Here is a 26,007-nt window from a genome sequence, read left to right on the forward strand (position 1 = left end):
GATTCTACGACAAACTGTCGACAATGTTAAGCTGGCAAGCAGAACAGACACTTGTGCTTTGTGCTGATGTTGCGACGGCAACCCACTAAAAGCATGTTTAATTAACCTTCTCAGCCACTAAATAGGGCAATTTTTGCATTTTTGGTGACAGGCTAGGCGTTTGGCGGGTGTGATTGTGGTTACAGCGCGTTACCATGGGTTGAGCTGCTATAGGCTGTTGATGCGCTAATAAAAGGCATGGAGGATTTTTAATCTCTTTACTATATTAGTCATGAGTCATGCAAGTAAGCGTGCTAAGTAAGTCTCTGGGAACTAAGCGCCAAGCGCTTATGTGCTATACCATAATGATACGTGGGGTCGGTGGTTGTGTTATGTCGATACAGTTAAGTGCTTTGCAGGCCGCCCCTCATGGGCTGCGAGCCGATGATCTTCTGCCTGAAAGCCTCAATCAGTTCCTAGCCTGCGCCACGCCTGTCGCGTGGCTGCAATGGGCGATCGAACATCCTGAGACGCTGTTGATTGACCATGCGCAGTGTGAAAAGAAAGCCGCATCGACGGCAATGAGCCTGCTCTATCGCTACGTTGATCAACCTCTGCTGCTGAGCAAAATGTCGCAGCTGGCGCGAGAAGAGCTGCTGCATTTTGAGCAAGTGATTTCGCTGATGGAGTCGAGAGGAGTGGCGTATCAGCATTTAACGGCCTCCCGCTACGCTGAGGGACTTCGGCGGCATATGCGCAGCAATGACCCTGAGCGTTTGATCGATATATTAATTATCGGGGCACTGATTGAAGCACGTAGCTGTGAGCGCTTTGCTTGCTTAATTCCCTATTTAGACGAAGAGCTCGCCAAGTTTTACCGTACGCTAGTGAAGTCAGAAGGTCGTCATTTTGAAGATTATCTAATGCTGGCTCGCCAGCAAACATCGAATGCAATCGATGATCGAATCGCTTTTTTTGTGGCGCGTGAAGCGGAGCTGATTACTTCGCCCGATACGGCTTTTCGTTTTCATAGCGGTGTGCCCGCTTAAGCCGCTACTAGCCTAGGCAGGATGTCTATCATGCGCGATGCTCGTGAGACTGATCAATTAACTCTTTTCGGCCATTTTTCGCTCACTCAAGGCGAGGATGCGTTAACCCATTTCAGCTACGACAAGGTCAAAGCCTTGCTCGTTTATCTGCTGCTGCATCGCCAGCCGGTTAATAGGGCGGCGCTAGCAGAGCTTTTGTGGCCTGACCAAGGGCTGTCCTCCGGTAGAACCAATTTGCGTCATGCGTTGCACTGCTTGCGCCAGTCGCTTGGTGAGAGCGCTGACCAGGTGCTAAGCGTGTCTCGTCAAACGATTGCCTTTCAACTGCCGGCAAACTGGCAGGTGGATTTGCATACCCTGCAGCAGCTGCTTGAGGGGCCGCGAGATTTAGATACCCTTGAGGCACTAATGTGCTGCTATCAAGGCGATCTCATTGAAGAGCTGCAACTGTCTAGCTGTAGTGAGTTTCAGCGCTGGCTAGTGCAGGTACGTAATGAATGGCGCCAGCGCGTGGTTCGCTTTGCTGAGCAAGTGCTGGAGGCTCACGCTGATTTGCCGGGCGCTATTTTAGAAGCACTGGTGAGTCGGTTTTCCGGCTACGGTCCGTTTCACGAACGTTTGGTTCGCCAGTTGGCTGAGCAGAACAAAATGGCCGCTGCTCATGAGCACTACAATAGCTATTTACAGCTATTGGCGCTGTCAGGGCAGCAGCCAGAACCCAGCTTTGTGCAGTTGGCCAGCTTTTGGTCTGACGGCCATCACGATTCGCGCTTGATGAGTCCTCAGGGCGCTTTTTCTCGCGCACTGGCGGTTGACAGTAAACCACTACGTGAAGATGAAATAGAGCTTCGCCAGCTTTCGGTCATGGCTATTCGGCTGCGCTTAAAAGGGGATTGGCAAGACCGTGCGGCGATGCGTAACTGCCTTGCGCTACAGCTAGAACTATTGCGCTGGCTGGAGCAGCAGTGCCGCCATTTAGGCGGTTTCTGGCTGCCGGGCGCGACCGGTGGTTTAGGGTTAGCCTGCTTTGGCACCCATGGCCCTGCACACCAGCTGGCTGAATTAGTCGCGCTTTATGAGCATTGCCGTCAGGCGCTGACGTTAGAAATCGTGCGTCACTGGGCCGGTGAAGGCAGCGTACCGCAATTTGAGCTGGCCGCTGGTTTGCACAGTGGGCGAGTGGTGTATTTGCCCGAGCGCCAATTGGCTGACCCGCTGGGCCAGGTCACGCAAACGTCACTGGAACTGATGAGTGCGGCTGAAGGCAGTGAGCTGGTTATCTCTCAAGAAGCGAGCCAGCACATGCCGCCAGCACTCGACCTTCAGCCACGGTTAGTATCTCGTTTGATGGCCAGTGATGGTCGCGTGCGATTACGCGCACTGGTGCTGGGGCAAAATGAAGGCGGCCGCGATGCGCTGCCGCCTAGCTTAGTCGGTCGCGAAACCGCACTGCGCACTCTGCGCGATGCGTTAGCCCGGGCTGGTATTGGCCTGCGTCAAAGCGTGCTGGTTCGCGGGCCCTCGGGCATGGGTAAATCTGCGCTCATGGTGGGTTTTCGCCAACTGGAGCTTAGCCGCGATGCGGCTATCTGCTGGCAGCCTACGACGCGTATGTCAGCACTTGATGCCTATGGCGTCGCCCGTACGCTGGTTAGCTGGTATCTAAAGCAGCCGTTAAGTGTAGAGATCATCCAGGCGCTACAAATAACGCTAGAATTAGAGCCTCTCGATCCTGATCGTCAGCATTTGTTGGAAGAGGCGCTGGGCGTACATAAAGTGCAAGAGATTACTCAGCTGGCGCAAAGCGGTGAAGCCGTAGAGCTAGTTGTCATGCTGCTGCATCGCTTAATTGAGCGCCAGGCAGAAACGCGCACGCTAGTGCTGATGATCGATGATCTTCAGTGGCTAGATGAACCTTCTTTTAAAGTGCTCTCCGGGCTGCAGGCACGTCTGCCTATCAATACCGCTTTTATGCTGGTTGCTAGTCACCATGGGCGTGATGCTCTACCGGTGAAGCTGCATTGGGATCAGAAAATTAGCTTGGGCAATCTTGATGCGCTGCAATCATCGCGGCTGCTGTCACAGCTTTCACGTCGCTACCGAATCCACCTAAGCCCGCGGCTGCGTAATCAAATTATAGAGCGCTGCGATGGCGTGCCGCTTTATATGCAGGAGATTTGTCGTCGTCTAGATATGGACCGTCGAGAAGGGCGCAGCGTCCATTTTGATGAGCTTCCCAAAGGGTTGTTGGGGCTGCTGGCTAGCCGGATTGATCAGCTAGAAGGTGATCGCGAAATTGCCCATGTCTCTGCCGTGCTTGGCAAGCGCTTCAGGCTGGACTTTCTGCTTGAGTGCAGCGGTTGGGATCAAGCGCGCCTTGGCCAGGCGCTTGAACATATGCGGCTACTAGAAATTGTCGAACCGGTCGAGAATGACAGCGGTGTGCACGAGTATCAGTTTAGCCATCAGCTGCTTCAGGAGGCGGCCTATCTCTCTTGTCCGCGTGATGTGCGTGTCAAGCTACACCAACAGGTAGTCACTTTAATTGAGGAACGCTTTCCGGTGTGGATTAGTCGTCATCCAGGCGATTTTGCAACGCACCTCCGGCGTAGCGGTCACTATGCCCGTGGCGCACGCTATTTTGAATTGGCGTCTCGGGAAGCGCTTAAAGTGAGTGCTAATCGTACTGCGCTGCGTATGGCCGATGCTGGCTTGGCCAGTTTACGCCACGTAGATCACGAAATTGAGCGTGAAGTGAGCCTACTAACCGTGCGTGGCCAAGCGGCGTTTTCATTAGAAGGCCATGGTTCGCCTATCGCCCATGAGAGCTTTGTGCGCGCCCGTGAGCTGCTGCGCGAATCAGGCATTGATAGCTTGGAAGATCCAGAAGACTTAGAGCAGGTATTTTTAGTGAAGTGGGGGCTGTGGGTAGGGCGAAGCCAACGATATGCTCATGCGGACGCGTTTGCATTGGCTTCAACGCTTACTGATATTGCCGCACGCCTTGAAGACCCACGTTATCGTCGTTTGGCGGACTATGCGCGCGCTAACTGTGAGTATTGGGCAGGATGTATTCAGCAGGCGCACGATCATTTAGATGAAATTGATCCCCTCAATGCGCAGATGATGATTGAGTGGCTGCCTTTCTCTGATCATCCGCAGGTGTCGGCCGCCTGCTTTCAAGGCTGGGCGCTTTGTTTGCGCGGCGATTATCAACGCGCCGAGCGCCAAGTGTCTGCCGCCATTCGCTTGGCTGAAAAGATTGCTCATCCGGGTACGTTGGCAATGGCTCTACTCGTCGCCGCGGCGCTTTACCGTCAAATAGGTCATGTGCATTTAGCCGCGCGTCACGCCGAGCGGGCAGCGGCCATGACGGCCACCCCAGACCTGCAGCTGTGGCAAATTTCCGCACAGAGCATTCTTGGCTGGCAGCGAGCGCTGGTGGGAGACGCAGCAGGCTTAGTGCATATTCGCGACAGTTTGGACCAAATGGCTGAGCTTAATGGGCGCGACCGCTATCAGCGGCCGGCATTCTGGTATTCTGACGCCTGTATTGAGCTAGGCGAATTAAGCGCTGCAGACGATTATCTTGAGCAGTGCTTGGTGATTGCCCGTGAGCGTACGACGCTCTTTTTACCTGAGCTTGCCACCCAGCTGGCAAAAGTTCGCGGCTTGCTTGGCTACCCGGCTCATGAGGTGAAGGCGCTTGCACAAATGGCTATTAATCAGTCTCGAGAGCACGGCAATCGTCATCAGGAACTAGCGGCCTTAGAGCTATGGCTGACGCACATTGAACCTAATGATCAGCAGGCTAAAGACAGCTTTAGACGGTTATTGAGCGAGGTCAGCCACAGCGATGCGCCAGTGCTGACGCGCTGGGTCAGCTTATTAGACCGCCGTACGGCTATTCCGGTGGGTGCGGAAGGTTAGTGGCGAGCTTCGCCGCTTTAGCAGGTACTTTGTTCTAACCAGGTCAGTGTGGCGAGTGCCTCATCGCGGTGCTCGCCACAGACGCTGGGGTCAAAGTTAAAGCGCGTGCAAACGCTTGGGCGGCTAGGATCGCCAAATAGGCGACACAGGTTATGCTCATCCAACTGCACGCATCTTACGCCCGCCGGTTTGCCTGCCGGCATGCCGGGAATATAAGAGCTAATTGAAGGCGCGATGCAGCACGCGCCGCACCCCGCACGGCATCCTTCACTCATGGCGTAACACTGGGACTGGGCGTAGACATAGCAATAGCGCCTTTGTTAATACCTTCAAATGCCTGGATTCGCGTTGCTTGTCCGCTTTGCATGGCAACTTGTTTCGCTAGCCAAACCGCTATATTTTCCACCGTGGTAGGGCCCGGCAATATCGTGCACTGCTGCTGAGGCAGGGTAATGACAAAATCGCCTTGAGCTGCCTGATAGCGGCAGGTAAGGCGCTCGTTATCCTGGGCGGCGATATCAGCCTCTTCGAGTAAGTAGCGGTTATTCAGCCACTCCGACCATTGCTGTTCAAGCTGTGGCTGACGTGCATTTTGCTGCCATATATACAGCCTGGAACGATGCCCGTGAGCAATGCGCTGACAGTTACCGATATGGCGTTTGAGGCCGTGGCTATAGCCATACGAGGCACCTTCAGTGGCCTCTTCGCTTAGCGTTAGCGTAACGCTATGGACATTATCAGGCCGACGTTCGGTAAGTATCTGGCTTAAGTGCTCGGCTATACGGGGGGCGGTGATGGCAGGCCAGGGCAGTAAAGTAAATGCTTCCTTAGGGCCGCGGACTTCCATCGTGTAAGGCGCGGTAGCATTAACGCAGATACCTTCCGCGCAGTCCGTAATGCTTACGCCGGGTGCAAGCGTCGGCACTAGCAGAGTGTGATCTAACCCGCTGTCCAGCGTGCGCTTAATCCACGGTTTTACTTCACCAAAGTCAAACAGCATGCCGTCTTCGCCGAGCTCGCCATCGAGTATGGCGTCTACTTGCCAGCTGCAGCCCACCAAACCTTGCGTGGGGCACCAAAGAGAGACGTCGATATGCGTCAGTTGTTGAACGAATAAGGACATTAATCAAAACCTGCTAATTTGTGTATTTGCAGCGATAGGCGCCACTGGGGGTTGGCCATGCAATAGGCCGTCGCTTGGGCAACGGTAGACGCAGTTTTATTCAGTGGCGCAAGGTCCATGGGCTGTAGGTAGAAGTGAGTAAAGCTAAAGCCGCTAAACTGTTCTGGAGGTGCATCCGTCTGAGGGAAAACCAGCTTTAACTCATCCCCTTGCGTAACGGCTAGCGGATTGTTGCCTTTTGGGCTAACGCATAGCCAGTCGATACCAGCCGGTGGCGCTAGAGTGCCGTTGGTTTCTACCGCCACTTCAAAGCGATGGCTGTGTAGGGCCTCTATGAGCGCCTCATCAAGCTGTAATAACGGCTCTCCACCGGTGAATACCACGTAGGGAGTCGCCTTATTATTTAGCTCGGGCCACAGCGATACAATGTGTTCAGCGAGGGCGTTGGCGTCTGCAAACTTTCCGCCATTTAGGCCGTTAGTACCGATAAAATCGGTATCGCAGAACGTGCATTTCGCCGTTGCGCGATCGGCCTCTCGGCCTGACCACAGATTACATCCGCTAAAGCGACAAAATACGCTCGCTCTGCCCGCCTGAGCGCCTTCTCCCTGGAGAGTGTAAAAGGCTTCTTTGACGTGATACATCAGCGCTGACCTGCTGCGACATCTGCGCTGTAGGGTAGTGGGTCCGTCACGCCATTAGCGGCAAAGGCCGCGAGTCGTTCAGTGCAGCTGCCGCAAACGCCACAGGCCAGTTCTCTACCTTCATAGCATGTCCAGGTATGGCGATAATCTAAGCCCATGGCCAAACCGTCGCGCAGAATATCTGCCTTGCTGGCAGAAAGGTAAGGAGCGTGCAGCTTTACAGGTTCGAAATTGGCAATGCCCGCTACGTGGTTCATAGCGTCAACAAATTCAGGGCGGCAGTCGGGGTAAAGAATATGATCGCCACCATGGGCGCCATAGTCGACTCGCCCAGCGCCAATATTAACCGCCTTGGCAATCGCCAACGAGATCAAAATCATATTACGATTGGGCACGACGGTGGAGCGAAGATTGTTTTCGGCGTAGTCGCCCTGAGGCATGGCCTGGTGTGGATTAGTAAGCGCTGAATTATCGATCAAACCATGAATGGCGCGAATATCGACAACTTGATGAGGTAGCCCAAGCGCGCTACAAACTTGTCGGGCCGTATCGAGCTCGCGGGCATGGCGCTGACCGTAGTCGAAAGACAGCGCATGGACATTGAGCCCTTCACGCAGCGCGCGATGAAGCACGGTGTAAGAATCCATTCCGCCGGAATAGATAACAACGGTCGTGGTGCTGTCAGCAGCCACTGGGGGTGTTGATGACATAAGAAATACTCTTTGTCGGAGAATTTATTGATCGCGGGCCGTGATTAACGGCTGCGGCGTTCCGGGGTCCGGTCCGGAAGGGCAGCATTTTACGCAATCACCGCTAAACTGACCAGTTTTAGCGCATAATTATGCGGAATGCAGAGTTGGCGGGCAGCATTAATACCAACATGCTACGCTAATCGTCCATGCTGTTAGAGGGCAACCAATGGCTACCATTGAGCACAGTGAAATCGTTAATGCATCACCAGAGCGTGTGTTTGAACTGCTGCGCCGTGTGGAAGACTTTGCTGATTATTCAGATTTAATTCGCTCTATAGATACGCTGGGTGAGAACCGCTATCGGTGGCACGTTCGCGCTGTAGGTATGGATTGGGCATTTGATGTGCAGGTCACTGACATTCAGCCCCCGCATGTTCTCGCTTGGGAGTCGTTGGACGGCGTTAAGAACCAGGGCCGCTACCAGCTTAGAGGCGTGCCTGAAGGTACTGAAGTAGCGTTGACGCTGAGCTATGAAATTCGCAATCGGTTAATGGAAAAAGCCGTTAATAAAGCTGCTAAGCCGCTGGTCGGAAAAGTAAGCCGGCAGATTCTTGAGCGCGTAGAGGCAAGGCTGAATGAATAAAGCGCCGCGACATCCGTGGCGATGGGCGCTTGGCTTTGCATGCTGTGCCATGCTGGCTTATGTGTGGTTATGGTATTCGCCTGATTTGATGGCGATTAAGCAGTGGGCATCACAAGCATCGCATCACCCGGCGGTGATCGTTTCAGTGATGCTGATTATGGCAGCGACCTTAGCGATAGGGTTGCCCGGCAGTATCGGCCTATGGCTGATTGCGCCCTTTTACCCGCCGTTAATGGCCACTATGATGTTGACGCTAAGTAGCATTGTGGGTGCATTGGGCGCTTATAAAATAGCGGCGAGGGCAGGCAAACGCTGGAACCCGGGCGGGCTGACGTTAAAAGTCATGCACACGCTAGAGCAACGCAGTGATTTGATGACTCAGACGGCGCTGAGATTATTGCCAGGCTTTCCACACTCGGTGATTAATTTTGCAGCCGGGTTGCGAGGCATTTCGCTAAAAACGTTTCTGCTGGCGGCGGCGCTAGGCTTATCCGTGAAATGGAGTGTTTACAGTAGCGCCATTTACGGCGCGTTAGAGGCTATTGAAGAAGAAAATGCGCTGCAGTTTGATGTCGTGCTGCCGCTCATCGCCTTAGCATTATTGCTGCTAATAGGGGCTTGGTTCAGGCGTCGAATCGAAGCAGCGCAAGTTAATCGTTAGAGAATACGTCAATGGGATTTGTGCATAGAGGCGTCCAAGTGGTCAACCACCTCAGCCCAGTCGGCATCCTCAGCGACCGCTTCTTGCAGAAACTCGGCTTGCCCTTCATTCCAGCAGGGCGCTTCGGCAAGGGGCATTGTGTCGGGCAGTGGCGCATTACGCTGAATAAAGCGTTCTATGGAATCGGCATCAGATGCAAGGCCTAGCTGCTCGAAGAGCTCGCTGAAATGGTGAACCGGCTTTTCCATGATCTATTGCTCCTGCAAAGGGGACGTTACTCTACACCATAGCGTGAATCTCATCTTAAGCCAGTGTGCAAAACGATCAGTGCGCTATCGTTCACCGACGAGGGGCGTCAAAAAGCGTTGGCGTTGATCGTCTAGAGATAGTGGCTGCGCTAGCAGATGCGCAAGCTTAGTGAACGCCGCTTCGGGCGTCATGTCATCGCCTGAAAGGATGCCTGCATCGCTAAGCCCATGCCCGGCCGCGTAAGCACCCAGGTGGATGCTACCTTGCTGGCACTGGCTAATTGCGGCTAATAGCTTGCCTTCGCCGCTGGCTTTGGCGAGCACGTTCAGCAAGCTAGGGTCGTCAGGCAGATTGCCAGCACCCCATAGCTCCAGTAGCGCGCCCTTAACTCGCGAATCGCTTAGCCATGTGCCGAGTTGCCAGGCTGAAATGCCTGGCCAAAGCGTAATTCGTACGATTTCTCCACGGTCGACCAAACGGTAATCGGGTAATTCAAACCGAGGAGCGCCGCGCTGCTGCAGGCCAAGCCCGCGGCTAGGGTAATAAACGAAATCGTCGCCCACGCGCTCACCAAGTAGTGGATAGTTTGGGCTCGCAAACGCCTTCAGCGCTTGGCTGTGGTGCTTAATGGCGCGGGTGCCGCGCAAAAGCTGTCCCGCAAAGTAAATAGCCACTTCTTGTAATGCGGGATTGGCGGCGAACTGCAACGCACCGTGTAAATTATCCAGTGCGTCACTGCCGGGTGCTTCTAGCGGCAGCATAGAGCCGGTGAGAACCACGGGTCGATCCAAACCTAGGAGCTGGTAAGCAAGGCCAGCAGCTGTCCAGCTCAGCGTATCGGTACCGTGAATAATCACAAAACCTGAGTAGGCCATCAGCCGCTCATTGATATCACTGGCTAGCTGTTGCCAGGTAAGTGGCGTTGCCGCACTTGAGTCAATCAAGGTAGCGTAGCTAATGACCTCATAAGACGGTAGGGCTTGGCGCTGTGCCAGAGATAGTCGGGCCAAGGCTGAGTCCATGCGGGAGGCGAAATCGCCGCTGGGTGCAAGCCCTTGCGCCTCTTGGCGCATGCCTATGGTTCCGCCGGTGTAGATAACTAAAATGCGTTCTTGACGGGGAATGTTGTCTGCAAGACGGGAGTAGGTGGCCATAGCCATCTCCTGTGGCTTTGTAGGAAATCGACGATCAGCCGATGCGACCAACGCCCTGTGTTAGCAGTTCGCCGGTTTGATCGTCTAAGCGATGGTTGCGACCTGCCAGCAGGGCAAAACCGCAGCAAACGCCGATGAGTCCAATCAACAGCCAGGCGATGGTCGATGTGTCGGCACCGGCTTGAAGCAATACTCCGACGCCGAAAGGGCCTAAAGCTGCCAAGGTGTAACCGCCGCCCTGGACGAGGCCCGAAAGCTGCCCGGCTAGACGCGAGTTGGCGGTTCTTAACACTAATAGGCTTAGTGCAAGGCTAAAGCTGCCGCCTTGTCCAATGCCTAATATTGCCGCGCCAGGCCATTTCCACATTAACGGTGCAACCAGTAACATCCATAGGCCGACACCCGTGCACAGCAGGACCAGCAGCAGCGCAGGGCGTTGGTCGCGGCCCATTCGTGCAATCCATGGTGCGCCCAAAGCAGAGGCAAGCTGACACATAATCGAAACGGCCATTGTCCAGCCCGCATCGGCTTCGTTATAGCCGCGATCAACTAGCAGCGTCGGCAGCCAGCCAAAAACAATGTAGGCCATGGAGGACTGTAATCCCATAAACAGCATAACGTGCCAAGTGAGCGGCTGTTTAAGCAGGCGTAATGTGCCACTTTTTGAGCGAGTGGGGGAGGCTGTCAGCACAGAGCGGGGCATTTGAAAATGCCATAAAGCGAGCGCAAAGAGTGCCAGTAGCGACCAGCTCATTAAACTTGCCTGCCAACTGCCAAGCAACTGCGTTAGCGGTACGCTAAGCCCGGCCCCTAAGGCTCCCCCTAGGCACAGCGCCATGGTGTATAAGCCGGTGAGCAGATCTGCGCTATCGGGAAGTTCCCGCTTAACCAACGCAGGAAGTAGCGTGCCGCCAATGCCGATTGCGCTGCCAGCCATTGCCGAGCCGATAAAAAGCGCACCGGGAACGGGTAAGCCGCGCAAAATCAGTCCTGCAGCAAGTAATAGCAGCGCGGCACTAAGCGTACGTTCGCTGCCAATGCGTTTAGCTAGCAAAGGGGCAAGCGGGGCAGACAGGCCTAGGCATAGCACTGGAAGCGTTGTTAGCAACCCCGCGGCAGTAGCAGAAAGCCCTGCACTTTCTTGCAGGCGAGTTAATAACGGGGCAACCGATGACATGGCGGGGCGTAAATTCAGCCCCACCGCTACCATCAGTAAAATAAACGTAATCGAACGACGATTAGCCATTGACGAGTTACTTGAGGTGAGGGCGCAAGTCCCCGCGAACCGCATCAAGTAACGTAATGAAGTGATAGTCCTGTGCGGTATCCAGGCTGTCCACTTTAACGCTAGTGCGCATACCCTTATCCATGTGCAGCTGATCAAATATTTCTAAGGTCAGCTTGCGTGCAGGCTTATCACCGGGCGCCATAATGCCATCTTCAAGAGTGAAGGTTTCCAGCAGAGTGACCCGAACGCGAGTGCTGTTGCCTTCGCTCAGCACGCGCCGCACGAACAGCCAGCCTTCGCAAGGCAGAGCATGATCATCGTCACGCTGACGTAAAAACAGTGTGCGGTAGCAGGCACCTTCAACGGATGCCTTTTCAGCCATGCTGCGATAGGCCTGCATCACTTGCTTTGCGGAGGCCCGCGCATCTTCGAGACGCTGCACAATGCCTTGATGTTCACGGCTGAGCTGTTCTTGACGTTGAAAGGTCAGCCATTGGCGGTAGTCGGCCATAAGGTGGGATGACGCCATAATCACTCCATGAAAAATTGTTCACGCCAAAAGGCTGGAAAGAGATGCTAAAACAGCTGTTTGGAATATGCAAAGGGTTGCCCTTTACATATTCCGACAGTATCAATTAACGACGAGCGCGCCGTTTACGTTCACCGCCACCGGCATTGGCACTTTGGCCTTCGGGTTTACGTTTAGCTCGCGGCTGCCGCTGGTTACGACGGCCGTTTTCGATCGGCTCAGCCTTGATGCTAGGATCAGGCTCAAATCCGGGTTCAATATGCTTTGGCAGCGTCTGTTTGATCAGGCGTTCGATGCTGCCCAGCAATGCGTCTTCGTCGACACATACCAGCGAAATAGCTTCGCCATTGCTGCCAGCGCGCCCCGTACGGCCAATACGGTGGACGTAATCTTCAGCCACGTTGGGTAGGTCAAAATTGACCACGTGAGGCAGTTCGTTAATATCCAGGCCGCGCGCAGCGATATCGGTCGCTACCAACACCTGCAGGTCGCCGCTCTTAAACGCCGTTAGTGCGCGAGTGCGGGCACCTTGGCTTTTATTGCCATGGATAGCCATAGCAGGAATATCTTGTTTGGAGAGCTGCTCGGCTAGGCGGTTAGCGCCATGCTTGGTACGTGTGAAAACAAGTACTTGGAACCAGCCGTTCTGCTGGATTAAATGGGCTAGCAGCTCGCGTTTTTTCTCACGATCGACGCGATAGATAGCTTGCTCAATTTTTTCGGCAGTCGTATTGCGCGGTGCCACTTCAATCAGCGCAGGGTTGTCCAGAAGCTGCTGAGCAAGCGTTTGAATCTCATTAGAAAATGTTGCCGAGAAAAGTAAATTTTGACGTTTTTTAGGCACTAAGCGTAATAGGCGCTTAATGTCGTGAATAAAGCCCATGTCGAGCATACGGTCGGCTTCATCAAGCACTAAAATTTCAACCGCGGACAGGTCAACGTGCCCCTGCTGGTGTAAGTCGAGCAGGCGGCCGGGCGTTGCGATGAGCACATCCAAACCGGCTTTAAGCGCATCGATTTGAGGCTGCTGGCCAACGCCACCAAAGATAATGTGTGAGCGCAGCGAGAGATGCTGGCCGTAGGTGGAAACACTTTCACCTACTTGAGCGGCAAGCTCGCGTGTCGGTGTCAGCACTAGCGCACGCACCTGACGTTTTGCCGGACGTTTGCCGTCGTTAAGTCGTTGCAGCATGGGAAGTGTAAAACCAGCTGTTTTGCCAGTGCCCGTTTGGGCACTGGCTAACATGTCACGACCTTCTAGTACGACAGGGATAGCCTGTCGTTGAATCGGAGTAGGTTCGGTGTAACCTTGCGCTGTGACAGCGCGTAACAAATCGGCGTGCAGGCCAAGATCAGAAAAGCTCATGCGTTCTCCGCAGCCACCTAGTGAGTCAGTACTGGTAAGTAGTGGGTGCCACTAGATGTAATGTTCAAAAAGCGAGGTTGATTCACCAGCGCGGCAGCGAAGTGTGTCAGATAATTCACTGGACAGCGATGGTCGTTGGTTAGCCGTGTGTGACCGTGACAGGTGACATGAAAGCGACAGCGCTGAGAAGCGCTGCGGATTGATGTGCACGGACACATCAGAAAACTTACGTGTCGGTAATAAGCCGGGCAGTGTAACACGGTTATAACTAGGCAGCTTGTTTAGCTGCCTAGTATCCGTGATGACCTGATGTCACAGGTCAGTCGACGTAACCGCCTTGACGTATCTCTTGGGCGATAAGCTCAGCGGCTTGATCCCAGCTACTGCCTAGGGCGCGCACCAGCGCGGGGTAGCCGTCTTCCTCAAGCCTTGTTTGTGCATAGAAGTTTTCCATTACCAGCAGCTCACCCTGGCTATCCAGCAGTTGCCACTGGCCACTCGTCACGGCAAAACCATCGAAGCGGCCTTGGAACTGATCAATATCTAGGCGTAGCGTGAGGGCATCTGACTGTGAGCCTTCGGCACGGACTACCCTGACCGTCGGCAGTGCTTGAGTTAAGCGAGCGCGCAGCCCGCGTTCAAGCTGCCTACCCAGACCCTCGGCCCACTGATGCTCACGCGCGGCGTTCAGCGTAATGTCGTCCAGCTGCATTACGATGCCGTCGACATCTAGGTAATGGGCGAGTCGTGGAGCGCTCAGCCGCAGTGTATTGCTGGGCTGGCCTGATGCAATAACCGCCTGATCGCTCGGCAGCATATAGCGGGCCGGTGGCGAAACGCTACTGGCGCACGCTGACACCAAAAGGCAAATCAGCAGTGCCGGTAGGCACCTCAGCCACGTCAACCAACTTGTCCCTATCAACATATTTGTCTCCTTTAGTCGCGTGGTGCGCGCGGAATGGGATCTTGGGTATCTAAATTATCAAACAGAAGCGCCCTTGGGTTATCGCTCAACGTGCGTGTCAATGGCTGTAAATCACGCATCAAGCGGTCGAGGCGTTCAATAGCCGCCGTAAGATCCTGATAAGCGGGTGAAGACGGGGACAATCCTTGCAGTGTGCTACGCAGCTCTTCAAGAGTGGCGTTGAGGTTGCCGCCTACGGCTTGAGTTTCAGGGTTGCTAAGCAGCTGATTGATAGAGGCACTAACGTCACGCACTTCGTTGAGAACGCTTTCAGAGGCCTGCAGATTACGATCTAGGCCGGTCAACAGGGGCTCTACTTCCAGCGAGTTGAGCTTGTCGAGTAAGTCGGTCACCTGCGCCTGTATTTGTGCAAAACCACCAGCCACCGTTGGAAATACTTTTCGGCCAGAGAACTCTTCGCTCACATAGCTTTCGTTAAGGTCACGCTGGAAGTTTAAGTCGACAAAAAGCGCGCCGGTCAGGAGGCTGCCGCTTTTAAGCGAAGCGCGCAGGCCTAGTGAAAACATGCGATTAAAGCGTCCCTCCCATTCTGCCAAATCAATATCATTATTCTCAATACCCATGCGCTGAGGCTCAATTCTTATCAGCACAGGAATGGCAAAGCGCGACCGTGAATCTGGCTGAGGGGCGGTAAAGTTCCAAGGCACGGCTGCAACGGTACCCATGCGGACACCGCGAAACTCCACCGGTGCTCCCTTCGAAAGGCCGCGTACGGTTTCGTCTACCAGCAGTACATACTCTAAGTAGCGGTTAAACGTGCCTTCTCGTGCGGTGTCTTCATCGGCATACAAAATGAAGTGTGCGTCGGCTTCAACCGGCTGCCCCATGGGAAGCTCTTCGGGGACGCCAAAGGTCACACCTCCGCCAAGTAGCGCTTCAATGGACTCAACGTTAATGCGCACGCCATCGGCGCCTAAGCGAAAATCTACGCCGCTCGTTGTCCAAAAACGCGTGCTGTCGGTGACTAGCTGTGTGTAGGGCTCTTCGATAAATACCTTGTGTTGCATTGTGCGTGACTCAGGCTCAAAGCGATTTTCCTCGATACGGCCGACGGTATAGCCCTGGTAAGACACAGGGTCGCCTACTCTCAGCGAGTTGCCTAGCTGGCTAGTGAGGCTAAGACGTAGGCCCGCTTGGCCGGCAGGTGCGACGGGGGGGATATCACTCACGGGGAATTCGCGACGCGGCGCTTCATCGGTGCCGGGCTCAAGCTGAATGTAGGCGCCCGACAGCACGGTGCCTAGGCCACTGATGCCTTCACGGCCAATACGCGGTTTGACCACCCAAAAGCGGCTATCTTGGCGTAGCATGTCTTCAACTTCAGGCTGAATGCGTGCGGTCATCACTGCATGTGAAAGGTCGTCGGATAGCCTTACGCTCTGCACGCGCCCAATTTCAACATTGCGGCTGCGAATCAGCGTATTGCCTGCTTCGATGCCCTCAGCGCTGTCCATGGTAAGCGTTACCAGGGTGCCGCGACTGGAATAATTGTCGTAAACCAGCCACATACCAATAGCAATAGCGACAATGGGCACGACCCAAATTGGCGATAGTCGCGTTTGGCGCGATGTCTTCGCCTTGTTTAAATCCGTGCCGTCGCTTGGGTCGGTACTTTTTTGGTCGGTATTTGTCGGTGTTTCATTAGCCATCAACAGGTTCCTTGGTGGCCGTTTTACGGCGTAAAAGAGAGCGGCGAGCTGGGAGGGGGGTATCCCAAATTAAGCGTGGATCAAATGTCATGGCGGACAGCATGGTTAGTACTACTACCGAGCCAAAAGCGAGTGATGCGGGGCCTGGTGTAATCGACATTAAAGATCCTGCGCGGATTAGAGCAACTAAAATAGCCACAACAAAGACGTCGACCATCGACCATCGACCAATAAATTCGGTTAGCCGATAAAGCCGAGTCCGGCTTTGGGCATTCAGCGCATTGCTTCGTTTAACGACCAGACAAAGCCACGTTAACGCACCCAGCTTGCCCATAGGGACAATGACGCTGGCAATAAAGATCACCATAGCGATAGGCCATGAGCCCATTTGGATAAGCTGAACGACCCCGCCAATAATAGTTGAAGGCGTTGAATTGCCTAAACTCGTGGTCGTCATTATGGGGTAGATGTTGGCGGGAATATACATAATGGCTGATGCGCCAAGTAAAGCCCAAGTGCGCTGCAAACTATGAGGCAGGCGCTGGTGCAGCTTCTCATGGCAGCGGGTACAGTGCCCTCGACCACGCCCTGAAAGTCTGTTGATAAGCCCGCAGGTTGGGCAGCCGGTTAATGCTTGGCCAGCGGCGGGCATACCTGTTTGCGTACCGTCGGGAGAGAGCGGCTCACCTTCTAGAGAAAACCACATCCAGTCGGCGTCGATGGATTGCGTGGTCATTAATAATAGCAGCGCAAATGCGCAAAACGCCCAAAACGAAATGCCCAGAGAAACATCGGCTAAGCCAGCTATCTTTATCAGGCTTACCAGGGCGCCAATAATAAATACATCGGCCATCATCCAGGGCGTTAGATGCGATAGTGAGCGTGCAATATCACGGCTAAAGGGTAGGGGGTGGTCGCGTAATAGACCAAACTGAAGCCACAGCACCCCAAGTAAATAAACGGCGGGCAGCACGACAATGGTCATGATGACGGCAATAGCGACTACGGGTTGATGAAAGCTAATAAGTGTAGTCGCGGTTTGCGATAGTTCAATGCGGTTGCTAACGCCGCTGACGCTGAAACTAATAAAGGGAAATGACACCGCTAGAATAAGAGCGGTGAGTGCTGCTAAGGCTAATGCCATGCTGCGCTGTGCTGGGTAGCGATGGCGTTTAACAAGCACGTGCGAACAGCGTGGGCAGGTGGCTTTTTCACCTGAGCTTAATGGCGGCAGTGCCGACACCCAGTCGCACTCATGACAGGCACGCAGACGTCGACGCTGAGTTCTAGTCTCAGGCGGTAAAAGGTCAACAAGTGGTGTGTTAACCGGTAACGAGCGGCGTTTAATGAAGCGTTGTGAGGGCAAAAGCCAAAACTCTCAGTGCGTATTCGTAGCAAAGCTACTAGGATGTGGCGCATTAGGCGGTCAAGCACTTATTTTAGCAATGTCGTTTGGCTAAAATGTCGTCTAAAAAGCGCAAAGAAAAAGCCTTTGATCAGAGCCTCGACGAGTGTCTCGATTGCTTCGCGATGGATCATCGACGACGTAAACAGTGGATGCGCACTGCCTAATGCATTCCAGCTTCATACAATGTCTGTCTGGGTCTGCGTATCTAAACGTAAAACTCATGAAATAGCATTTGAACATGATGCTAGTAAATCGCACTTTGTCATAGCACTTTATAGTAGTGCGTTGATAGAGCAATGCGTTGATAGAAAGCTTAGCCATATTGCCTGAAAATAGCGCCTGAAACTGAACTTGAAAACAGCACCTGAAAAGTGTGCCTGTCATTACGCCCATAAGGAAATGAAATGTTGCTACCAGTGTTAGCGGTTGCGTTCGGATTGGCGTTGCTAGTTTGGAGTGCCGAGAAATTTGTTGAAGGCGCCGCGGCAACGTCGCGCTGGCTCGGGCTTTCGCCTTTGTTGATCGGCATGCTGGTTATAGGCTTTGGTACCTCAGCACCTGAAATGATGGTGTCGGTGCTGGCCGCGATGCAAGGTAATCCAGGCTTGGCGGTGGGCAATGCCTACGGCTCGAATATCGCCAACATTGGCTTGGTGCTGGGCTCTGTGGCACTTATTGCGCCGCTGGCAGTGCACTCCAGCGTTATTCGTAAAGAAATGCCGCTGCTAATGTTATGTACTTTAGTCACTGGATGGATGTTGTTAGACGGCATAGTGACGCGCTGGGAAGCGCTATGCCTGCTGTTAGTACTGGTTGTGTTCATTGTTGTCAGCATCATTCGTTCGCGTAATCAGTCCAACGATGCGCTTGTCGCTGAGGTGACAGAAACCCTTGAAAACAAGCCCATGTCCCGCGGCAAGTCCATCATGTGGACGCTGTTAGGCTTGATTTTGTTGGTGGCAAGCTCGCGATTGCTAGTGTGGGGTGCGGTTGAAATTGCCGTGCGCTTTGGCGTCAGTGACTTGATTATTGGGTTGACCGTTGTGGCCGTCGGCACGTCTTTGCCAGAGCTTGCATCCTCTATTAGTGCTTTGCGCCGCAAAGAGCACGATATGGTGCTGGGTAACATCGTGGGCTCTAACCTGTTTAATAGCTTGGCAGTGGTCGGGATTGCTGGCTTGATCGCGCCCATTGAAACAGGGCGTGAGGTGTTGGTGCGCGATTGGAGCGTTATGACGTGTATGACGCTGCTTATGATTTTATTTGCATTCTCGTGGCGGGGGCGCCCGCGTCGAATTAATCGTTTAGAAGGCGGTATCTTGCTGGCGCTCTTTGTGGCTTACACCGGGTATATGGTGAGTATTGTGGTGATGTCTAGGTAAGGGAAGATTGATATAACAGAAAAAAGGCGGTGCTATGCTGTCCGGTGCGTCAATGCGACTCATCTTGGCCGCGTAGCACCTGTTATATAATGTTTGCCTAAGAGGGCGCTTGAGAAAGGCCATATTAGTGACTAAATAAGCTTAGTGAGTATAGCTAGAAGCCTTTTATCGACTAAGCTTTAGCTAGGCTTGTGTTAGCCCATTAACGGGATGCCGATTCAGGTTTTGGGGGAGTGACATGGAACTAGATCCACTATTGTTATCACGATTGCAGTTTGCGTTTGTGATCTGTTTCCACACTATCTTCCCGGTGTTTACCATCGGCCTCGCTTCCTACATTGCGTTGCTTCAGGGGCTGTTTTTCAAAACGCATAATCCTGCCTGGGATCGTTTGGCTCTGTTCTGGACGAAAGTCTTTGCTGTCGTTTTCGGCATGGGCGTAGTGTCGGGCATCGTAATGTCGTTTCAGTTCGGTACGAACTGGAGTAATTTCTCGATGGCGGCCTCTAACTTTTTAGGCCCCATGCTCAGTTATGAAGTCGTGACAGCCTTTTTCCTAGAAGCTGCTTTCCTGGGGATATTGCTTTTTGGGCGCGGCAAAGTTCCTCAAGGAGTTCACTTGTTTGCGGCCATCATGGTTGCGGTGGGCACCTTTATATCCGCTTTCTGGATACTGTCAGCCAACAGCTGGATGCATACGCCGGCTGGCGTAGAGTTGATTGACAACAGATTTCACATCACTTCCTGGTCTGAGGCAATTTTTAATCCCTCTTTTCCGTACCGCTTTGTCCATATGGCCCTGGCGTCGTTTATTACCGGTGGGTTTGTCGTTGCCGGCGTGAGCGCTTGGTTTTTAGTGCGTGGTCGCGACCCCGAGGCCAATCGTCGTGCGCTATCTATGTGCCTCTGGTTACTGCTGTTTTTAACCCCAGCGCAGGCGGTGGTGGGTGATTTCCACGGTTTAAATACCCTAGAGCACCAGCCGGCTAAAGTCGCCGCTATGGAAGGTCATTGGGAGACTTCCACTAACGTCCCGCTGCTGTTGTTCGCTATTCCTGACCAAGAGGCGCAAGCCAATAATTTTGAGCTCGGTATTCCTAACCTGGCCAGCATTATTTTGACGCACTCGCCTGACGGGGAAATACCCGGCCTCAATGAAGTGGCTGTCGAAGAGCAGCCGCCAGTGATTATTGTGTTCTGGGCTTTCCGGGTCATGGTCGGCATTGGGCTATTAATGATTGGTGTATCGCTGATAGGACTGATGTTGCGTCGCAACGAGCGTATTTATCACCAACGATTATTTTTAAAGGCCTTAACCGGCATGATTTCCCTGCCTTTTATCGCGGTGCTGGCGGGCTGGATAGTGACAGAGTCTGGTCGTGCGCCGTGGTTGGTTTACGGCATGATGACGCATGCAGAGGGTTTAACGCCGTCGCTCACCGGCTCCATGGCATTGTTTTCACTGATTGGTTATATCCTGGTATACGCCGTGGTGTTCTATGCAGGGATTTATTATCTCACGCGGGTCGTTCGCAACGGTATGTTGCCGGAAGACGATCGTGAAACGACAGATATGAATGTCCATCGTCCTATGCGGCCACTATCTGCTGCGAATACCCCTTTTGACGATGATGTTGACCCGGAGAGGAACTGAGCATGGAAATGTTTGATCTGACGTTAATCTGGGCCTTCATCATTGGTTTCGGCATCATGATGTATGTGCTGATGGATGGGTTTGATTTAGGGTTGGGGATTCTCTACCCCTTTGCGCCCGATGAAGATGCTCGCGATGTAATGATGAATTCGGTCGCGCCGATATGGGATGGCAACGAAACGTGGCTAGTGCTGGGTGGTGCTGGCCTGCTAGGCGCATTCCCGTTGGTTTATTCAGTTTTCTTGCCAGCGCTTTATATCGGCGTTTTCTTGATGCTGGCTGGTTTGATATTTCGCGGCATTGCGTTTGAGTTTCGCTTCAAGTCACGGCGTAACCGGCATTGGTGGAACCGTGCTTTTTGCTGGGGATCGGCCATTGCGGCCTTTGCTCAGGGCGCCGTGGTCGGTGCCTATATTCAAGGCTTTCCGGTTGAAGATTTCGTCTATGTTGGCGGTGCATTTGATTGGCTGACGCCTTTCTCTGTGTTGACTGGCCTTGGCTTAATGGCAGGCTATGCATTGCTAGGCGCCACTTGGCTGATACTCAAATCTGAAGGCCACGTTCAAGACTGGGCGTATAAAATCACCCCTATGTTACTCGCGCTAGTGCTGTTCGTATTTGCGGTGATTAGCCTTTGGACACCCTTTGTAAATCCACGTGTTTGGGAGCGTTGGTTTGGTAATATTCAGCTAATTTGGATATTTCCGGCGATGGCGCTGGTGTGTTCCTTTATTGTTTATCGCACGGTGCAAAAGCGTCGCGAACTTGCCCCTTTTCTCGCCACGATTGGTATCTACTTTTTTACTTACTTAGGCCTTATTGTCAGCAAATGGCCGGTTATCGTGCCGCCCAATTACACGCTGTGGGACGCCGCATCCGCTCCAGAGTCTCAGCTGTTCCTGCTGGTAGGGATGGTGTTTGTTATTCCTGTCATCTTGGCTTATACCGCCTGGACGTACTGGGTGTTCCGCGGCAAAGTACGTGTAGGTGAGGGATATCACTGAGCACATGGTAACGAAAGTGGCAGTCTTAACGCCGCGTAGTTGGCTGAAAGAATTGGCTTTAACGCAACGCAACCGCTTGCTCGGTGCGGCGCTTTGCGGAGTGCTGGCGGGTAGCCAAACTATTGTTTTAGTCGTGGGGCTTGCATGGCTTATCGAGCAGTTGGTAGTGCAGGATCGCTCGCCGTTAACACTACTGCCCGTGTTTGGTTTGCTAGCTGGCTGTGTAATGCTGCGAGCCTTGTGCCAGTGGTGCTATGAAACGCTGAGTTTGGAAGCCGGTCTGCGTATTCGTCAGCTAGCCAGAGCGCAGCTATTGGACAAGCTTTCTGCACTAGGCCCTGTATGGCTAACTAGTCAGCATAGCGGTTCTCTAGCCAATCAGGTGGTTGAGCATATCGATGCCCTGGAAGGCTATTTCGCCCGATTTTATCCTCAACTGCTAATTACCCTCTTTCTACCTCTCGTAATATTGATAGTAGTGGGGTGGCTGGATTATTTAGTGGCCATTTTTCTACTTCTCTCAGCGCCGTTAATTCCTCTTTTTATGGCGCTTGTGGGTATGGGGGCTGAGCGTCTTAATCGCGACCAGTTTGTCGCCGTATCCCGACTATCTGCCTATTTTATTGACCGCGTGCGCGGCATGACAACGCTACAGCTATTTGGTCGTACGGGTGCCGTGCAGCAGGATGTTTGGTATGCCACCGACGATTATCGGCGCCTGAGTATGCGCACTTTACGCCTTGCCTTTCTCTCTTCAGCGGTACTTGAATTCTTTGCTTCCGTCGCGATTGCTGTTGTGGCTATGTACGTGGGGTTCGGGCTGCTGGGCTACATTGAATATGGGCCTTCACCATCTTTGACGCTTTTTACGGGCCTAGCCGTACTGTTGTTAGCACCTGAGTTTTTCCAGCCCTTGCGTACGCTTTCACAGCATTACCATGACCGCGCAGCGGCTCTTGGCGCCGCTGAAAGCGTAGTGAATATATTTAATGTACCCGACATGGTGAGTGCCAACGAACATGCGAGGCCATTATCAGGCGCATCGGCTATCGAGCTAACGGCTGCTTGTGCTGCTTATCCCGGGCGTGGCCAGGTAGTAGGGCCTATCGATCTAACCATTCAGCAGGGCGATGCGGTGGTTATTAGCGGCGCATCGGGAAGCGGCAAGTCGACGCTATTAGCTTTGCTCGCAGGCTTTGTTGCACCGAGTGCGGGTACGGTGCGCTGGCAGAGTGCCCGTTATGCCTGGTTGGATCAGCAGCCATGCTTGTTGTACGGCAGCCTGGAGGATAACTTGCGTTTAGCGGCGCCAGACGCTTCCCGTGACGAGATGTTGGCCGCGCTGCAGCGTGCAGGCTTAGGCTCTCTCTTAACTCAGTTGCCTAAAGGCCTGGAGACGCTGATTGGCGAGCGTGGAGTGGGCCTGTCAGGCGGGCAGGCGCAGCGCCTGGCTCTCGCTCGTGTATACCTCAGTAATGCCCCGCTAGTGTTATTAGATGAGCCCACGACGAGTTTAGATGTAGACACCGAGCAGTTTGTATTGACAGCATTGCTAGCGCTAGCCAAAGAGGGGCGTACGCTGGTGATCGCGACCCATCATGCGGCGGTGATTGCATCTGCTCAGCGACATTTTGTGTTTAAAGAGGGCCTGTTGGAAAAGGTCCGCTCATGATTAATATTTATCGTGATTTCCGCCCCTGGTTGCAGCTTTTAATACAGCGACGTCGGCGTTTTTTAGTCGGCTCTCTTCTTGTCTGGATTACTTTAATGGCTGGGCTGGCGCTACTGGGGCTCTCCGGTTGGTTTATTACCGCGAGTGCATTGACCGGTATCGCCTTTGCGTTGGGTATTCCCGCGCGCCTAGACGTTTATGTGCCTGGTGGAGGCATTCGGTTTTTCGCTCTTGTGCGCACCGTTGCCCGTTATGTTGAGAGGCTCTATAACCACAATACGGTACTAACGCTGCTGGCTGATCTGCGTTATCGCGTATTCGGCTATTTAACAGGGTTTGACGATGCTCGCCTGCGCGCAGAGCGGGCGAGTGATTGGCTGAGTCGCTTAACGGCTGATATCGACACCTTGGATAATTTTTATTTACGCATTCTGGTGCCCCCTGTCGTGGCGTTGCTTAGCGTATTGGCGGTGTCGTTGTTCGTGGCTATATGGTTGCCAAGCGTTGCGTTGCTAATGGCGATAACGTTGGGTTTGCTTTGGCTGGTAGTGACATTTTTTGCGGCTACCTGGGGTTTTTCGCAAAGCTATCAGCAGGTCGTTGATCAGCAGCTTCTTCGTCGCTTGACTGTCGATCAGGTGCAGGCCTGCGCAGAGTTAATTAGTTATCAAAGTTCACAATGGCATCGGTCGCTTATTGCCCGTCAGGAGCAGCAGGCATTAAGTAATCAGCGTTCCTTAGGCCGCAGGACAGCTTTGATTAACTGCCTTGTAGGTGCCGTTAGTGGATTAATGGTGATAGGCGTTTTGTGGCTCGCAAGTGTGGCATTTCATCAGCAGTGGGTGACAGGCCCCATTTTAGTTATGGCTGTGCTGATTGCGCTCGGTGCTAATGAGGCGTTTATTGCTTTGCCCGCAAGCTTTATGAAACTCGGTGCTAGCTACGCCGCAGTGCGCCGGCTAAATAAATTAACGGCTGGTCGCGAGCCAATGGGTTCACCCGTTACGCTACCCGTAGGCGTAGGTTTTGCCATCACTGCTTATCAGCTTTCTCTGACCTATGCGCAGTCATTTGTCCCGGCGTTAAGCGATATTAGCTTTGAATTGCCTGCTGGAAAGCGTGCCGTGATTACCGGAAGCTCCGGAGCGGGAAAGTCCTCACTGGCCAGCCTGCTGATGGGGCGCCTAAGAGCGACGCAGGGTGACATTATGATTGCCGGTGTGCATGCGTGGCATCTATCACCAGCGAGCCGTGCAAGCAAATTGGCTATGCTCACGCAGCAAGTAGATTTATTTGATGCCTCATTAGCAGAAAATCTGCGTATTGCTAGCCCCGACGCGAGCGATGCAATGCTTCATGAGGTATTAAAGGCTGTTGCTTTGAACGACTGGGTGAACCAACTTCCTGATGGGCTAGATACTGCGGTAGGTGAAAGAGGTCAGCAGCTTTCCGGTGGGCAGGCGCGACGCGTAGCATTAGCGCGCTTGATGCTACGCGATCCTAGCGTAGTCATCCTTGACGAGCCTTTCGCTGGCCTCGATGCACCCACTGCGCAACATGTTGCTTTCTCGTTGGACCTGTGGCTGGTCAATCGAAGCGCTATCTTTTTTATTCATCAGATTGGCTCGTTGGATCTGCTGCCCCGCGTTGAGTACCACTGGCATCTTGACGCCGGTAAGCTGCTTGAAATGGATGAACGCAGTACCTAACACGCGCAATAGTAAGGAGCCCGCAATGCATGATTTTTTACGTGACCTTCCTAAAGTAGAGCTCCACCTGCACATTGAGGGCTCGCTTGAGCCGGAGCTAATGTTTGCTTTGGCGCAGCGTAATGGCATTGATTTGCCTTATGCGACAGTGCAGGAGGCTAAAAATGCTTATCTTTTTAGCAACCTGCAGGAGTTCTTGGCTCTCTATTTTCAGGGTATGAACGTGCTCCGCAAAGAGGAGGACTTTTACGACCTGGCCATGGACTATTTTAAGCGTGCGCGAGGCGAGGGCGTTGTCCATATTGATATGCATTTTGACCCTCAGGCACATCTTCAGCGCGGCGTGCCGTTAGACGTCGTGATGAGTGGGCTGTTAAAGGCCAAGCAAGAGGCAGAAGAAACGCTGGATCTTACGATAGGTTTGATCATGGCTTTTCTGCGTGATCGCCCTGCAGAAGAGGCGCTTCATGTGCTGGAGCAAGCGGCGCCTTATTGGAAAATGCTGGATGCCATTGGTTTAGATAGTGCTGAGCAAAACAATCCGCCGGCAAAGTTCGTCGATCTATTTAACCGCGCTAAACAGTTAGGCCTTGTGCGCGTGGCGCATGCGGGTGAGGAGGGGCCGGCTGAATATATCAATGAGGCATTGGATATTCTTGATGTTCAGCGCATTGACCATGGAGTGCGTTGCTTAGAAAGCGATGAGGTGGTGGCGCGTTTGCGTCGCGAACAGATTGTTCTTACTGTTTGCCCACTTTCCAATGTCAGTTTGAAAGTGGTTGAAAATCTACGTGATCACCCGCTTCCGAAACTTCTGGCGGAAGGGCTTAAGGTTACTATTAGTTCAGATGATCCTGCCTATTTTGGTGGCGGCATGCTGTCGAATCATATGGCTTGCGCCGAAGCATTCGGGTGGGATAAGTCCGTGTTTCGGCAATTGACCTTTAATGCTATTGATGAAGCCTTCGTTACTAATGATCGGCGTGAGGAATTGCGTGCACGCTTAGCAGCCCTGTAGGTTTGTCTCTTTTAAAACATTTAGGCACTGGCCGCTGACATAGGTGCTGTTGAGTCCAATGTGAGGTTTTTGCTAATAAATATGTGTTTCACTGTTGACCCCGATAGGAAATCGGGTAGTATACGCCACACGTCAACGGGGCACGGCCTCGGCGACCAGCTCTTTAACAATTTGATCAGGTAATTCATGTGGGCGCTTGCTGATGTTGGTGACAAATCACCAAATATCAAGGCAAGCGACTCAAGCAATAAGGTTTTAAAGGCATTGCCTTTTTAATCG

Annotated in this window: 22 protein-coding genes; 10 read left to right on the top strand and 12 right to left on the bottom strand. The window is 53.2% G+C overall.

Going from position 1 to position 26,007, the window contains the following annotated elements; translation table 11 throughout:
* Nucleotides 1–371 precede the first annotated feature (371 nt).
* A complete protein-coding gene (locus tag ACT3RP_RS14155; RefSeq protein ID WP_441684287.1) occupies nt 372–1,028 on the top strand; it encodes a MiaE family protein in 657 nt (218 codons plus the stop codon).
* Nucleotides 1,029–1,058: 30 nt separating this feature from the next.
* Nucleotides 1,059–4,958, top strand: a complete 3,900-nt coding sequence (locus ACT3RP_RS14160) for an ATP-binding protein (RefSeq protein ID WP_483394021.1) — start codon at nt 1,059–1,061, stop codon at nt 4,956–4,958.
* Between the two features lie 17 nt (nt 4,959–4,975).
* On the opposite strand, the gene ACT3RP_RS14165 is transcribed toward ACT3RP_RS14160, so the two are convergent.
* Genes ACT3RP_RS14165 through queC form a run of 4 tightly spaced genes read right to left on the bottom strand, consistent with a single transcriptional unit; the run spans nt 4,976 to nt 7,435 of the window.
* Entirely contained in the window at nt 4,976–5,233 is a 258-nt protein-coding gene (locus ACT3RP_RS14165) for a YkgJ family cysteine cluster protein (RefSeq protein ID WP_096279779.1), read from the bottom strand.
* A complete protein-coding gene (locus ACT3RP_RS14170; RefSeq protein WP_483394022.1) occupies nt 5,230–6,081 on the bottom strand; it encodes a 6-pyruvoyl trahydropterin synthase family protein in 852 nt (283 codons plus the stop codon). Before ACT3RP_RS14170 ends, ACT3RP_RS14165 begins: the two co-directional genes overlap by 4 nt.
* A complete protein-coding gene (gene queE, locus ACT3RP_RS14175) occupies nt 6,081–6,725 on the bottom strand; it encodes a 7-carboxy-7-deazaguanine synthase (RefSeq protein WP_441686616.1) in 645 nt (214 codons plus the stop codon). The genes ACT3RP_RS14170 and queE overlap by 1 nt, the downstream gene beginning before the upstream one ends.
* Nucleotides 6,725–7,435, bottom strand: a complete 711-nt coding sequence (queC, locus tag ACT3RP_RS14180; protein WP_483394023.1) for a 7-cyano-7-deazaguanine synthase QueC — start codon at nt 7,433–7,435, stop codon at nt 6,725–6,727. The genes queE and queC overlap by 1 nt, the downstream gene beginning before the upstream one ends.
* 208 nt (nt 7,436–7,643) lie before the next feature.
* On the opposite strand from queC, the gene ACT3RP_RS14185 reads away from it, so the two are divergent.
* Both ACT3RP_RS14185 and ACT3RP_RS14190 read left to right on the top strand, forming a co-directional pair.
* On the top strand, nt 7,644–8,060 hold the full coding sequence (locus tag ACT3RP_RS14185) for an SRPBCC family protein (RefSeq protein ID WP_483394024.1): 417 nt from the start codon (nt 7,644–7,646) through the stop codon (nt 8,058–8,060).
* Nucleotides 8,053–8,721 (top strand): TVP38/TMEM64 family protein, encoded by a 669-nt coding sequence (locus ACT3RP_RS14190; RefSeq protein ID WP_483394025.1) that lies wholly within the window; start codon nt 8,053–8,055, stop codon nt 8,719–8,721. Before ACT3RP_RS14185 ends, ACT3RP_RS14190 begins: the two co-directional genes overlap by 8 nt.
* Nucleotides 8,722–8,729: 8 nt before the next feature.
* Here ACT3RP_RS14190 and ACT3RP_RS14195 read toward each other — a convergent pair whose 3' ends face one another.
* The 8 genes from ACT3RP_RS14195 to ACT3RP_RS14230 all read right to left on the bottom strand — a co-directional run bounded on the left by ACT3RP_RS14195 (nt 8,730) and on the right by ACT3RP_RS14230 (nt 17,247).
* Complete coding sequence (locus ACT3RP_RS14195; RefSeq protein WP_483394026.1) at nt 8,730–8,969, bottom strand: DUF2789 domain-containing protein; 240 nt, start codon at nt 8,967–8,969, stop codon at nt 8,730–8,732.
* A gap of 84 nt (nt 8,970–9,053) precedes the next feature.
* Nucleotides 9,054–10,130 (bottom strand): asparaginase, encoded by a 1,077-nt coding sequence (locus ACT3RP_RS14200; protein ID WP_444625581.1) that lies wholly within the window; start codon nt 10,128–10,130, stop codon nt 9,054–9,056.
* A gap of 28 nt (nt 10,131–10,158) precedes the next feature.
* On the bottom strand, nt 10,159–11,370 hold the full coding sequence (locus ACT3RP_RS14205) for an MFS transporter (protein ID WP_444672473.1): 1,212 nt from the start codon (nt 11,368–11,370) through the stop codon (nt 10,159–10,161).
* Between the two features lie 7 nt (nt 11,371–11,377).
* Nucleotides 11,378–11,881: a hypothetical protein gene (locus ACT3RP_RS14210; RefSeq protein WP_096279796.1), complete on the bottom strand. Its 504-nt coding sequence runs from the start codon at nt 11,879–11,881 to the stop codon at nt 11,378–11,380.
* A gap of 106 nt (nt 11,882–11,987) precedes the next feature.
* The gene (locus tag ACT3RP_RS14215; RefSeq protein WP_096279798.1) at nt 11,988–13,247 is read right to left on the bottom strand and encodes a DEAD/DEAH box helicase; all 1,260 of its coding nucleotides are present in this window, start codon (nt 13,245–13,247) and stop codon (nt 11,988–11,990) included.
* Nucleotides 13,248–13,566: 319 nt separating this feature from the next.
* A complete protein-coding gene (locus ACT3RP_RS14220; RefSeq protein ID WP_096279800.1) occupies nt 13,567–14,172 on the bottom strand; it encodes a PqiC family protein in 606 nt (201 codons plus the stop codon).
* Nucleotides 14,173–14,183: 11 nt separating this feature from the next.
* The gene (gene pqiB, locus ACT3RP_RS14225) at nt 14,184–15,881 is read right to left on the bottom strand and encodes an intermembrane transport protein PqiB (RefSeq protein WP_096279802.1); all 1,698 of its coding nucleotides are present in this window, start codon (nt 15,879–15,881) and stop codon (nt 14,184–14,186) included.
* Nucleotides 15,874–17,247: a PqiA/YebS family transporter subunit gene (locus tag ACT3RP_RS14230; RefSeq protein ID WP_483394027.1), complete on the bottom strand. Its 1,374-nt coding sequence runs from the start codon at nt 17,245–17,247 to the stop codon at nt 15,874–15,876. Before ACT3RP_RS14230 ends, pqiB begins: the two co-directional genes overlap by 8 nt.
* 446 nt (nt 17,248–17,693) lie before the next feature.
* On the opposite strand from ACT3RP_RS14230, the gene ACT3RP_RS14235 reads away from it, so the two are divergent.
* The 6 genes from ACT3RP_RS14235 to ACT3RP_RS14260 all read left to right on the top strand — a co-directional run bounded on the left by ACT3RP_RS14235 (nt 17,694) and on the right by ACT3RP_RS14260 (nt 25,728).
* Nucleotides 17,694–18,671 carry a calcium/sodium antiporter gene (locus ACT3RP_RS14235; protein ID WP_096279806.1) on the top strand — a complete coding sequence of 326 codons (978 nt, stop codon included), beginning with the start codon at nt 17,694–17,696 and terminating at the stop codon, nt 18,669–18,671.
* A 238-nt stretch (nt 18,672–18,909) separates the two neighbouring features.
* Nucleotides 18,910–20,325, top strand: a complete 1,416-nt coding sequence (locus tag ACT3RP_RS14240) for a cytochrome ubiquinol oxidase subunit I (protein WP_444672475.1) — start codon at nt 18,910–18,912, stop codon at nt 20,323–20,325.
* Nucleotides 20,326–20,327: 2 nt separating this feature from the next.
* Nucleotides 20,328–21,329 (top strand): cytochrome d ubiquinol oxidase subunit II, encoded by a 1,002-nt coding sequence (gene cydB, locus ACT3RP_RS14245; protein WP_096279810.1) that lies wholly within the window; start codon nt 20,328–20,330, stop codon nt 21,327–21,329.
* 4 nt (nt 21,330–21,333) lie between these two features.
* Nucleotides 21,334–23,001 carry a thiol reductant ABC exporter subunit CydD gene (cydD, locus tag ACT3RP_RS14250; RefSeq protein ID WP_483394028.1) on the top strand — a complete coding sequence of 556 codons (1,668 nt, stop codon included), beginning with the start codon at nt 21,334–21,336 and terminating at the stop codon, nt 22,999–23,001.
* A complete protein-coding gene (cydC, locus tag ACT3RP_RS14255; protein ID WP_483394029.1) occupies nt 22,998–24,710 on the top strand; it encodes a thiol reductant ABC exporter subunit CydC in 1,713 nt (570 codons plus the stop codon). Before cydD ends, cydC begins: the two co-directional genes overlap by 4 nt.
* A 25-nt stretch (nt 24,711–24,735) precedes the next feature.
* Nucleotides 24,736–25,728: an adenosine deaminase gene (locus ACT3RP_RS14260; RefSeq protein WP_483394030.1), complete on the top strand. Its 993-nt coding sequence runs from the start codon at nt 24,736–24,738 to the stop codon at nt 25,726–25,728.
* Nucleotides 25,729–26,007 lie beyond the last annotated feature (279 nt).

Source organism: Halomonas sp. AOP5-B2-8, from assembly GCF_052376475.1.
Classification (GTDB): domain Bacteria; phylum Pseudomonadota; class Gammaproteobacteria; order Pseudomonadales; family Halomonadaceae; genus Vreelandella; species Vreelandella casei.

What these genes read in the sequence shown, in the direction of transcription:
- ACT3RP_RS14155 (WP_441684287.1), top strand. Translation starts at nt 372, where the DNA reads ATGTCGATACAGTTAAGTGCTTTGCAGGCCGCCCCTCATGGGCTGCGA.
- ACT3RP_RS14160 (WP_483394021.1), top strand. Translation starts at nt 1,059, where the DNA reads ATGCGCGATGCTCGTGAGACTGATCAATTAACTCTTTTCGGCCATTTT.
- ACT3RP_RS14165 (WP_096279779.1), bottom strand. Translation starts at nt 5,233, where the DNA reads ATGAGTGAAGGATGCCGTGCGGGGTGCGGCGCGTGCTGCATCGCGCCT.
- ACT3RP_RS14170 (WP_483394022.1), bottom strand. Translation starts at nt 6,081, where the DNA reads ATGTCCTTATTCGTTCAACAACTGACGCATATCGACGTCTCTCTTTGG.
- queE (WP_441686616.1), bottom strand. Translation starts at nt 6,725, where the DNA reads ATGTATCACGTCAAAGAAGCCTTTTACACTCTCCAGGGAGAAGGCGCT.
- queC (WP_483394023.1), bottom strand. Translation starts at nt 7,435, where the DNA reads ATGTCATCAACACCCCCAGTGGCTGCTGACAGCACCACGACCGTTGTT.
- ACT3RP_RS14185 (WP_483394024.1), top strand. Translation starts at nt 7,644, where the DNA reads ATGGCTACCATTGAGCACAGTGAAATCGTTAATGCATCACCAGAGCGT.
- ACT3RP_RS14190 (WP_483394025.1), top strand. Translation starts at nt 8,053, where the DNA reads ATGAATAAAGCGCCGCGACATCCGTGGCGATGGGCGCTTGGCTTTGCA.
- ACT3RP_RS14195 (WP_483394026.1), bottom strand. Translation starts at nt 8,969, where the DNA reads ATGGAAAAGCCGGTTCACCATTTCAGCGAGCTCTTCGAGCAGCTAGGC.
- ACT3RP_RS14200 (WP_444625581.1), bottom strand. Translation starts at nt 10,130, where the DNA reads ATGGCTATGGCCACCTACTCCCGTCTTGCAGACAACATTCCCCGTCAA.
- ACT3RP_RS14205 (WP_444672473.1), bottom strand. Translation starts at nt 11,370, where the DNA reads ATGGCTAATCGTCGTTCGATTACGTTTATTTTACTGATGGTAGCGGTG.
- ACT3RP_RS14210 (WP_096279796.1), bottom strand. Translation starts at nt 11,881, where the DNA reads ATGGCGTCATCCCACCTTATGGCCGACTACCGCCAATGGCTGACCTTT.
- ACT3RP_RS14215 (WP_096279798.1), bottom strand. Translation starts at nt 13,247, where the DNA reads ATGAGCTTTTCTGATCTTGGCCTGCACGCCGATTTGTTACGCGCTGTC.
- ACT3RP_RS14220 (WP_096279800.1), bottom strand. Translation starts at nt 14,172, where the DNA reads ATGTTGATAGGGACAAGTTGGTTGACGTGGCTGAGGTGCCTACCGGCA.
- pqiB (WP_096279802.1), bottom strand. Translation starts at nt 15,881, where the DNA reads ATGGCTAATGAAACACCGACAAATACCGACCAAAAAAGTACCGACCCA.
- ACT3RP_RS14235 (WP_096279806.1), top strand. Translation starts at nt 17,694, where the DNA reads ATGTTGCTACCAGTGTTAGCGGTTGCGTTCGGATTGGCGTTGCTAGTT.
- ACT3RP_RS14240 (WP_444672475.1), top strand. Translation starts at nt 18,910, where the DNA reads ATGGAACTAGATCCACTATTGTTATCACGATTGCAGTTTGCGTTTGTG.
- cydB (WP_096279810.1), top strand. Translation starts at nt 20,328, where the DNA reads ATGGAAATGTTTGATCTGACGTTAATCTGGGCCTTCATCATTGGTTTC.
- cydD (WP_483394028.1), top strand. Translation starts at nt 21,334, where the DNA reads ATGGTAACGAAAGTGGCAGTCTTAACGCCGCGTAGTTGGCTGAAAGAA.
- cydC (WP_483394029.1), top strand. Translation starts at nt 22,998, where the DNA reads ATGATTAATATTTATCGTGATTTCCGCCCCTGGTTGCAGCTTTTAATA.
- ACT3RP_RS14260 (WP_483394030.1), top strand. Translation starts at nt 24,736, where the DNA reads ATGCATGATTTTTTACGTGACCTTCCTAAAGTAGAGCTCCACCTGCAC.